The organism is Spirillospora sp. NPDC127506 (genome assembly GCF_040302145.1).
Taxonomy (GTDB): domain Bacteria; phylum Actinomycetota; class Actinomycetes; order Streptosporangiales; family Streptosporangiaceae; genus Spirillospora.
On record NZ_JBEORG010000092.1, the window covers coordinates 1 to 3,512 of the forward strand.

The 3,512-nt window shown below is 73.2% G+C and carries 3 protein-coding genes; all 3 read left to right on the forward strand.

Features of this window, described 5'->3' with window-relative positions; all coding sequences use genetic code 11:
• On the forward strand, window positions 1-1,165 hold a 1,165-nt coding region (locus tag ABTW95_RS35530; protein WP_500228619.1), incomplete at its 5' end, for a thiamine pyrophosphate-binding protein.
• A 186-nt stretch (window positions 1,166-1,351) separates the two neighbouring features.
• The gene (locus ABTW95_RS35535; protein ID WP_396446204.1) at window positions 1,352-2,197 is read left to right on the forward strand and encodes an MIP/aquaporin family protein; all 846 of its coding nucleotides are present in this window, start codon (window positions 1,352-1,354) and stop codon (window positions 2,195-2,197) included.
• A 35-nt stretch (window positions 2,198-2,232) separates the two neighbouring features.
• Window positions 2,233-3,512 (forward strand): glycerol kinase GlpK (gene glpK / locus ABTW95_RS35540; RefSeq protein ID WP_500228620.1); only part of this gene is annotated, 1,280 nt, incomplete at its 3' end.

Genomic DNA, 3,512 nt, shown 5'->3' on the forward strand with positions numbered 1-3,512 from the left:
GGGGGGCCGGACCTCGACCCCCCGGCGGCGGGCGCCGCCGGCGGCCGCGCTCGCCCGGCTCGCCGACGCGCTGCAGGCGGCGCGGCGGCCGGTGTTCGTCGCCGGGCGGGGCGCCCGGCTGGCGGGCGCCCGCGAGCCGCTCGCCGAGCTGGCCGCCCGCTGCGGCGCGCTGCCCGCGACGTCGGCCGTCGCGCGCGGCCTGTTCGCCGGCGAACCGTTCGCCCTGGACGTCAGCGGCGGGTTCGCGACGCCGGCCGCCGCCGACCTGATCCGCCGCGCCGACCTGGTCGTCGGCTGGGGCTGCTCGCTGAACATGTGGACGACCCGGCACGGCGCGCTCGTCGGCCCGGACGCCAAGGTCGTGCAGGTCGACGTGGACGCCCGCGCGCTCGGCGCGCACCGCCCGGTCGACCTCGGCCTGATCGGCGACGCCGCCGAGACGGCGCGGGCCGTGCTCGCCGAACTGGCGGACCGCGGGCACCGGGCGACCGGCTACCGGACGCCCGAGGTGGCGGAGCGGCTCGCCCGCGAGGGCCGCTGGCAGGACGTCCCGTACGAGGAGCACCGGGCCGTGGAGGACGACCCCGGCGGTCCCCGCGTCGACCCGCGGACGCTGACGATCGCGCTCGACGCGATGCTGCCCCGCGAGCGCACGGTCGCCGTCGACTCGGGCAACTTCATGGGCTATCCCGCGATGTTCCTGGACGTCCCCGACGGCGACGGGCTCGTGTTCACCCAGGCGTTCCAGTCGGTGGGGCTCGGCCTCGCCACCGCGATCGGCGCCGCCGTGGCCCGCCCCGACCGGCTCACCGTGGCCGCGCTCGGCGACGGCGGCGCGCTGATGGCGGCCCCGGAGCTGGAGACCGCCGTCCGGCTCGGGCTGGGGCTGCTCGTGGTGGTCTACGACGACGAGGCGTACGGCGCGGAGGTGCACCACTTCGGGCCCGGCGGGCATCCGCTGGACACGGTGACGTTCCCGCCGGCGGACTTGGCCGCCGTCGGGCGCGGCTTCGGCTGCGCGGCGGCGACCGTCCGGCGCACCGGGGACCTGGCCGCGGTGGCCGACTGGCTGGCGGGCCCGCGGAACCGCCCGATGGTCGTGGACGCGAAGGTCACCAAGGGCCGGCCGGCCTGGTGGCTGGCGGAGGCGTTCCGCGGCCACTGACCGCGGATCCGGCCGTGTATCCGGATCTCTCCCGGGAAAGATCACGCAGTCGCGGACTGGTGGCCGGGGGTGCGATGGACGGCACAGGGGGCCGGCATTGTCGGCAACAACCCGTTGACCGCTCTTGTCAGGCGTGCTTGCGTTCGCGGCGGCTGTGCTTGCCTCACACACCCTGGAGGGGGAGCGATGACGCGACGGCCGTGGGCCCCGGAACTCGTCCGGGAGATGATCGCGGAGTTCGCCGGCACGATGATCCTGATCCTGTTCGGTGTCGGCGTCGTGGCGCAGGTCGTCGCGGGGAGCGGGCTCGGCGCGCCGGACAGCCTCGGCGGCCACGACGCCATCGCCTGGGCGTGGGGGTTCGGGGTCACGCTGGGCGTCTACACCGCCGCGCGGATCAGCGGCGGGCACATCAACCCCGCCGTGACCGTCGCGTTCGCCGCCTTCTGGGGCTTCCCGTGGCGCAAGGTGCTGCCGTACTGCTTCGCCCAGACGCTCGGTGCGTTCGCGGGCGCGCTGATCGTCCGGTGGAACTACACCGAGATCCTCAACAAGTTCGACCCCGGCCTGACGGCCAAGACGCAGTTCGTGTTCTCCACGATGCCCGGCAACGGCTCGCTGCCGATCCACACGTGGGGGGCGTTCCGCGACCAGGTCATCGGCACGGCGATCCTGCTGTTCCTCGTCCTCGCGCTCGTCGACCTGCGCAACGCGCCGCCGCTGGCGAACCTGGCCCCGCTCCTCATCGGGTTCATCGTCGTGGCCATCGGGATGGCGTTCGGCTCCGCCGCCGGGTACGCGATCAACCCTGCCCGCGACCTCGGTCCCCGGCTCGCCCAGTACCTCACCGGATACGAGACCGCATGGAGGGACCAGTACGGGGACCTCTACTTCTGGGTGCCCATCGCGGCGCCCCTGCTCGGCGGCCTGCTCGGCGCCGCCCTCTACGTCCTGCTCATCGGGCGTAACATCCCGGAGGACGAGGAAGTGACGGAGTCGCTCGAGCCGCCGTTGGACAAGGACGTTTCCTGACGGGGTCCCGCCCCCGCCGGCAGAAAGGGAGAGTCATGGCCGACTTCGTCGGAGCGCTCGACCAGGGCACGACCAGCACCCGTTTCATGATCTTCGACCACGGCGGCAACGAGGTCGCCCGGCACCAGCTGGAGCACGAGCAGATCCTGCCGCGGGCCGGCTGGGTCGAGCACGACCCCACCGAGATCTGGGAGCGGACCCGCGCCGTCATCCAGAGCACCCTCACCAAGGCGGACCTGAGCCACGGCGACCTGGCCGCCGTCGGGATCACCAACCAGCGCGAGACGGCGGTGGTGTGGAACCGGCGCACCGGCCGCCCCTACTACAACGCGATCGTCTGGCAGGACACCCGCACCGACCGGATCGCCGCCGCGCTGGAGCGCGACGGGCGCGGCGACGTCATCCGCCGCAAGGCCGGGCTTCCCCCGGCGACCTACTTCTCCGCCGGGAAGGTCCAGTGGATCCTGGAGAACGTCGAGGGGGTCCGGGAGGCCGCCGAGAGCGGCGACGCGATCTTCGGGAACATGGACACGTGGGTGCTGTGGAACCTGACCGGCGGGAAGGACGGCGGGGTCCACGTGACCGACCCGACCAACGCCAGCCGCACCATGCTGATGGACCTGGAGACCCTCGACTGGGACGACCAGCTCCTGTCGTTCTTCGGCATTCCCCGCGCGATGCTGCCGGAGATCAGGCCGTCTTCCGCTCCCGAGGCGTACGGGACGACGACCGCGGACGGCCCGTTCGGCGGCGAGGTCCCGCTGACCGGCATCCTCGGCGACCAGCAGGCGGCGACCGTGGGGCAGGTGTGCTTCGCGCCCGGCGAGGCCAAGAACACCTACGGCACCGGCAACTTCCTGCTGCTGAACACCGGTGAGGAACTCGTGCGATCCAAGGCCGGGATGCTGACGACCGTCTGCTACCAGTTCGGGGCCGACAAGCCGGTCTACGCCCTGGAGGGGTCGATCGCGGTGACCGGGTCGGCGGTGCAGTGGCTGCGCGACCAGCTGGGCATCATCTCCGGCGCCGCGCAGAGCGAGGCGCTGGCCCGGCAGGTCCCCGACAACGGCGGGGTGTACTTCGTCCCGGCCTTCTCCGGCCTGTTCGCCCCCTACTGGCGCTCCGATGCGCGCGGGGCGATCGTGGGGCTGTCGCGGTTCAACACCAACGCCCACGTCGCCCGCGCCACGCTGGAGGCCATCTGCTACCAGTCCCGCGACGTGGTGGAGGCCATGCGCGCCGACTCGGGGGTCAGCCTGGACGTGCTGAAGGTCGACGGCGGCGTCACCGCCAACGAGCTGTGCATGCAGCTGCA